Genomic DNA, 6,947 nt, shown 5'->3' with positions numbered 1-6,947 from the left:
GATGTGTATAAGAGACAGGTATAAGAGTACACAACACTATGATATACATCATCTACCATAAGAATAGATTTTTTCTTACGCGCAAATACTAATGGCACATCAAGTTCAAGAGCAGCCATCAACGCCAATGCAATGCCAGATGCTTCAATAGTAACAATACGTTGTACACCTGCATCACGGTAACGATCGGCGATTTCTTTACCGATTGCTTTAAACAATTGTGGATCGATTTGATGATTCAAGAAACCATCGACTTTTAGCACGCGATTATTGAGGACAATCCCCTCTTCACGAATGCGTTGTTTTAATAATTCCATGTGCTCTTACCTCCGCAGCATAACTATCTTTAAATTTTAACGTAAATAACCCCTTAGGGTCAACCTATATCAAGTAAAAGACTTAACAATACAGCTAGAAAAACAGCTCTCTTTAAGACTTCAAAACTTTCCACACTAAATTATAAAATTCAGTAGGTTTATAACAATATAATATAGCACAGATAACAGTACTCTAAAATATAAAAAGACACACTTTCTGAAAATTCTCATAAAGTGTGTCTCATTATTATAAGACCTTATCGCGTGTGCTTTCACGATTAACGAGCAAGGATGTAAAGCGCGCAGCCCCTTCAGATTGAGGTACCAAACGAGAACGGACAAGTACAATATCACGTGTTGGCACTGGAATATCTGTATCGATACGTACCACTGTACCTTCTTGCATCTTTTGTTGCACTACATGGTTAGGCAACATGGAAATACCCATATTAATTTCTACAAGATCAAGCAGCACATCGACGCTACCCAATTCAAAGCGCGGTTTACGGCATGCGCCATGAGTTACTTCATCAAAGAATGTACGGCTCGCAGAACCTTTATGCAAGAGCAAAATAGGCTCATTAAGAAGACGACCTTGATCAAAGAAGCCTGCCCCTTTATAATCAGGACCACCAACAAATACATCTTGAATTGTAGCCAATGTAGTTACCTCTAGTTGAGGATTATCGCGCAAGCCTTCATAATCGTTAACGACGGCTAACTGCGCTTCTTTGTTGAGTACTAATTCTACACAATCAGGTGATGGTCGATTAATGATATGTAGTCCGATTTCGCTTTCTTGCAATTGCCATTTATGGAAGTAAGGTAATAAGAAATGGCGACATAATGTGTCTGTAGCAGCCAGATTTAAACTTTCATAAGCTTGGCTAACACGTTCTTGTAATTGAGTTACCCCATTATCAAGAATGGAAAATGCCTTAGCTACTGTATCAAATAATTCTTTGCCTTCTGGCGTGAACCCTACAGATTTTGTAGTGCGCACAAAAAGAGGCATATTAAGTTCACCTTCTAATTGCTTAATGCTTTGGCTGATGGCGGATTGAGAAACGCCTAACTCTTTGGCTGCACGGGAAAAGGATAAATATAAGCCTACCCCTAAAAAGGTTCTATATAAATCTGCAGATACTGCCATTTTATTCACCTCTGTTATATACTAATAGTAGTGTCTTACTTTTAAATATACATATCATTTACTATATTATAAGCATGGACTCTCAATATATAATGAATATGTAGAAATCTTCATGAAAGTTAGGTCTTATGACCTTCATGAACCTTTCATATTTATTAGTATTTCTAATCTTTTCATAAATAAGATTATCTTTACTTATAAGTCTAGACCGACTATACTTAATTTGTCAATATCCCACAGGGAATTATATACATTACAGGAGGCTATAATGGCTATACAACGATTATTCGTAACAAAACGAGAATCTTTCAACCAAGAAGCACAACGCATGTTACAAACCTTACAACAGGAATTATCTATGCCTGCTACAGGGGTAACCATCTACGAGCGATATGATATCGAACATGTAGATGCAAAAGATTTAGAGGCTGCAAAAAACCTTATCTTCTCCGAGCCTCCTGTAGATACAGTATTAGAAGAAATCCCAGCTGTACAAGGTTTCGTTTTTGCTGTTGAATATGTGCCAGGTCAATACGATCAACGTGCCGACAGTGCTGAGCAATGTATTTCCATGCTCACCCTTACATCTGGCCACATCGTTCGATGTGCTCGTGTATTCGCCATCGAAGGTACTTTCACAAAAGAACAAGAAGAGGCCATTAAAGCGTACTACATTAACCCAGTAGATTCCCGCGAAGCGAGTCTTGAATTACCAACTACATTGGCCCTTGAATTAGAAGATCCTAAACCAGTGGCAACAATCGACGGTTTTACAGACATGAGCGATGCTGATTTAGAAACTCTCATCGATAGCTATGGTCTCGCTATGACATTGGCAGACCTCAAATTAATTAAGCAACAATATGCAGAAGTAGAACACCGCAATCCTACCATTACAGAAATTCGCCTCTTCGACACCTATTGGTCCGACCACTGCCGCCACACTACATTTATGACGGAATTAACGGATATTACCATTGAGGATAGTCGTTTCACAGGTGCAGTAAAAGAAGCCCTTGAAGAATACATGGAAGGCCGTGCTGAACTATATACAACTAAGAAAAAGGCTCGCTCCCTCATGGACATGGCAACACTAGCAGTTAAAGAATTGCGTCATGCAGGCGGTTTAACAAATCTTGATGAATCCGATGAAATCAATGCATGTACAATCATTATTCCTGTTGATGTAAACGGCAAAACTGAAGAATGGTTGTTATTATTTAAAAACGAAACTCATAACCACCCTACTGAAATCGAACCATTTGGTGGCGCTGCAACGTGCTTAGGTGGCTGTATCCGCGATCCATTGAGCGGTCGTGCTTATGTATACCAAGCTATGCGCGTTACAGGCGCTGGCGACCCTCATACTAGCCTTGAAGATACATTAGAAGGCAAATTACCACAAAAGAAAATTACCCAAGAAGCTGCTCGTGGCTACTCCTCTTACGGCAACCAAATCGGCCTTGCTACAGGTGAAGTAAAAGAATATTACCATCCTGGTTATGTGGCTAAACGCATGGAAATCGGTGCGGTTATTGGCGCTGCGCCTCGTAATCAAGTACGTCGTGAAGTACCAGTCGCAGGCGATGTAGTAGTATTACTAGGCGGCAAAACTGGCCGCGATGGCTGTGGTGGCGCTACTGGTTCCTCTAAAGAACATACCGTAGAGTCCCTTTCCACATGTGGCGCAGAGGTTCAAAAAGGCAACGCCCTTACAGAACGTAAAATTCAACGTCTCTTCCGTCGCGGTGAAGTAACAACGCTTATTAAACGTTGTAATGACTTTGGTGCAGGCGGTGTATCCGTTGCTATCGGTGAATTAACAGATGGTGTAACAATCAATCTTGATTTAGTTCCTAAAAAATACGCTGGCCTTGACGGTACAGAGCTAGCCATTTCTGAATCTCAAGAACGTATGGCTTGCGTCATCGCCGCAGCTGATGTAGATGCGTTCAAAGCCTACTGCGACGAAGAAAATTTAGAATGTACAATTGTAGCTGATGTAACTGATACAAATCGCCTTATCATGAACTGGAATGGCGAAACAATCGTAGATATCAGCCGCGACTTCTTAAATACAAATGGTGCAAGTCAACAGCAGGAAGCTATTGTAACAGCTCCAACGGATCGTTCTTACTTCTTACGTGGTTCTTCTAGTGCAGAGAACTTCAAAGAGAAATGGCTTGCAGCCGTATCCGATTTAAATACAGCCTCTCAACAAGGCTTAGCAGAACGCTTTGATAGTACAGTTGGTGCTAATACAGTACTCATGCCATTCGGTGGTAAGTTCCAAAAGACACCTACTCAAGGTATGGTGGCAAAATCACCTGTATTAAATGGGGAAACTACAACTGCTAGCATCATGACACATGGCTTTGTACCTGAGTTATCCGACTGGAGCCCATACCACGGTGCACAATATGCTGTACTTTTATCTGTCGCTAAATTAGTAGCTCTCGGCGGTCGTCGTGAAGATGCATACTTAACATTACAAGAGTACTTTGAACGCCTCAACTCTAAAGAATCTTGGGGTAAACCTGTAGCAGCTTTACTCGGCGCTTACAAAGCACAAAAAGAACTTGAAATTGGCGCAATTGGCGGCAAAGATTCTATGAGCGGTACATTTATGGAGCTTACAGTTCCTCCTACCCTCGTATCTTTCGCAGTGGGAACAGCTCATGTAGATAACATTGTGAGCCAAGACCTTAAAGGTGTAGACCATCGCCTCGTATTCTTCGATGTACCTCGTATGTACGATGACACTCCTGATTGGGATCGATTTAAAGAAAACTGTGAAGTTTTACAAGAACAAATTGAAAAAGGTCGCGTTTACTCCGCTTATGTAGTTGACCAAGGTGGCATTCCTGAAGCAGTTACCAAAATGGCGCTCGGCAACAACATTGGTGTTAAATTCGATAAATATGCGGAACGTGCTATCTTCCAACCAGCTCTTGGTGCATTTATCGTAGAGGTAGATATTAAAGCGGTTAACTATCTCTTAGAATTACCAGGTCTTAAAGTAATAGGTGTAACACAAGCAAATCCTGTTATTGAATGGGCCGATCAATCTGTATCCCTTAAGGAAATTCAAGCAGCTTATGAAGCTCCATTAAATGATATCTTCCCTATGCGTGCGCCAAATGGTGTTGGTGAAGCGGTAGCATACATCCACGATCAACATGCTAAACCTCGCAGCGCATCCTTAGGGGCTAAACCTAAAGTGCTCATCCCTGTATTCCCTGGTACAAACTGCGAATTTGACTCTGCTCGTGCCTTTGAACGTGCTGGGGCAGAAACAGATATCGTAATCATTCGCAATCAAACACCAGAACAATTAAAAGAATCTATCGATGTAATTAAAACAAAATTAGCTGAATCCCAAATTCTTATGTTCCCTGGTGGCTTCAGTGCTGGTGATGAACCAGATGGTTCTGGCAAATTCATGGCTACCCTCTTCCGCAATCCATACCTTGCAGAAGGTTTAGAAAACCTCTTGTACAAACAAGATGGCCTTGTACTTGGTATTTGTAATGGTTTCCAAGCCCTTATCAAATTAGGCTTGTTGCCAGGTGGTCATATCGAAACATTAACCGCTGATCATCCTACATTGACATACAACACAATCGGTCGTCACTTATCTCGTATGGTTAACACTAAAGTTATTTCTACTAAATCCCCTTGGATGAGCGATGCTAAAGCAGGCGAAATTTACACTGTGCCAATTTCTCACGGCGAAGGTCGCTTCATCGCTTCCCCTCAACAAGTATTGGAATTCAATAAAACTGGTCAAATTGCTACACAATATGTAGACTTTGATGGTATTGCTTCCATGGATAGCCGCTTCAATCCAAACCAATCTGTAGCTGCTATCGAAGGCATTTATAGTCCAGATGGTCGCGTATTCGGTAAGATGGCTCACTCCGAACGCTGCGGTGCTGGTATCAGTAAAAATATTCCTGGTTTATTAGAAATGCCAATCTTTACATCTGGTGTAAAATACTTTAAATAATTTATGACTATTCTTTCATGTGAAAGCCTACTCCTTGGGGTAGGCTTTTCAATATTGATTTTTTTCGAAAATATTAGTATTATAAGTTGATGATATATTTACGAACATGAGAATTCGTGTAAACCTATACATAACAAATGTGAGTTAAGAAAGGATTTTATTATGCATTGTGCTCAGAAAATGACCCATAATATCTACTGGATTGGTAGTAATGACTGGACTACAGAACGTTTTGAAAACTTATTCCCTATTCCAAATGGTGTTAGCTATAACAGCTATTTCATTGATGATGAAAAAACTTGTGTTGTTGACTCTGTAGATGCGGAAATTCGCGAAGAATACTTTGATAACTTGACTCATCTATTAAATGGTCGCGACCTTGATTACATCATCGTAAATCATATGGAACCAGACCATTGCCAAACATTGTTGGAAACATTGGAACGCTATCCAAACTGTAAAATGGTTGGTAACGCTACAACATTCCGCATGTTTGAACAATTCTACAATTCTCCAAAACCTGATCAATACTACACAGTAAAAGAAGGCGACGAAATTTGCCTTGGTAAACATACACTTGTTTCCTACACTATGCCTATGGTTCACTGGCCAGAAGTAACTTGTACATATGAAAAATCTACTGGTACATTATTCTCTGCAGATGCTTTCGGTACATTCGGTACAGTTAACGGTAACATCTTTGCAGACCAAACTGATTACGTTGCTACCTACGAAGATGAAGCTCGTCGTTACTACACAAATATAGTTGGTAAATACGGTCCTCAAGTACAAAATGCAATCCGTAAAGTTTCTGGTCTTGACATCAAGCGTATTGCTCCACTTCATGGTCCTATCTGGCGTACACCTGAAACTATCGATTATATCTTGCGCAAATACTTGCACTGGTCCAGCTACACAGCTTGTAAAAAAGGTGTTGTTATTGCCTTCGGTTCTATGTATGGTAACACTCGTGCTATTGCACAACAATTGGCTAAGCAATTGTCCAAACGCGGCGTCACAGATATCAAAATCTACGATGTTTCCAAAACTAATGCTTCCTACATCATCGCTGATGCTTGGAAATACACTAACTTGGTAACAATTGCACCTACATACAATTTGAACCTATACCTTACTATGGAAAACTTCATTCATGAATTGAAAGCACTTAACTTCCAAAACCATAAGGTATCCATCATTGGTAACCACTCTTGGGCATCTGCTGCAATGAAAACAATGGTTGCTCACTTTGAAAACGACTTCAAAGACATTGAAATCGTATCCGAACCACTTGATATCAAATCCTCTTTAAAACCAGAAGATCTTCCAAAAATCGAAAAAATGGCAGACGATATCAAAGCATCCATCGATGCAGCTGAAATCAAAGAAGTATTATAATACTAACACTAAAAGCCGCCTGAAAAGGCGGCTTTTTCTTATACTTTAAAAGTCTTATGAAAGTCTAAGA

At 40.2% G+C, this 6,947-nt stretch carries 3 protein-coding genes and 1 pseudogene; 2 read left to right on the top strand and 2 right to left on the bottom strand.

Annotated features, from left to right (window positions below; all coding sequences use genetic code 11):
• Together QZ334_RS06030 and QZ334_RS06025 are read right to left on the bottom strand one after the other, a co-directional pair.
• Positions 1 to 317, bottom strand: a pseudogene (locus tag QZ334_RS06030) (xanthine phosphoribosyltransferase); the annotation flags it as partial.
• A gap of 247 nt (positions 318 to 564) precedes the next feature.
• A complete protein-coding gene (locus tag QZ334_RS06025) occupies positions 565 to 1,470 on the bottom strand; it encodes a LysR family transcriptional regulator (protein WP_005387848.1) in 906 nt (301 codons plus the stop codon).
• 268 nt (positions 1,471 to 1,738) lie between these two features.
• Between QZ334_RS06025 and QZ334_RS06020 the strand changes: the two genes are divergently transcribed.
• Both QZ334_RS06020 and QZ334_RS06015 read left to right on the top strand, forming a co-directional pair.
• Positions 1,739 to 5,479: a phosphoribosylformylglycinamidine synthase gene (locus QZ334_RS06020; RefSeq protein WP_295232778.1), complete on the top strand. Its 3,741-nt coding sequence runs from the start codon at positions 1,739 to 1,741 to the stop codon at positions 5,477 to 5,479.
• A gap of 162 nt (positions 5,480 to 5,641) precedes the next feature.
• On the top strand, positions 5,642 to 6,877 hold the full coding sequence (locus QZ334_RS06015) for an FprA family A-type flavoprotein (RefSeq protein WP_105094716.1): 1,236 nt from the start codon (positions 5,642 to 5,644) through the stop codon (positions 6,875 to 6,877).
• The last annotated feature ends 70 nt before the right edge of the window (positions 6,878 to 6,947 follow it).

This window comes from Veillonella sp. (assembly GCF_019414865.1).
Taxonomy (GTDB): Bacteria; Bacillota; Negativicutes; order Veillonellales; family Veillonellaceae; genus Veillonella.
Note: the sequence above shows the minus strand (reverse complement) of the source record. Positions and strands in the feature narration are given on the sequence as shown.

Coding starts and splice junctions, on each gene's coding strand:
- QZ334_RS06025 (WP_005387848.1), bottom strand. CDS start 1,470: ATGGCAGTATCTGCAGATTTATATAGAACCTTTTTAGGGGTAGGCTTA.
- QZ334_RS06020 (WP_295232778.1), top strand. CDS start 1,739: ATGGCTATACAACGATTATTCGTAACAAAACGAGAATCTTTCAACCAA.
- QZ334_RS06015 (WP_105094716.1), top strand. CDS start 5,642: ATGCATTGTGCTCAGAAAATGACCCATAATATCTACTGGATTGGTAGT.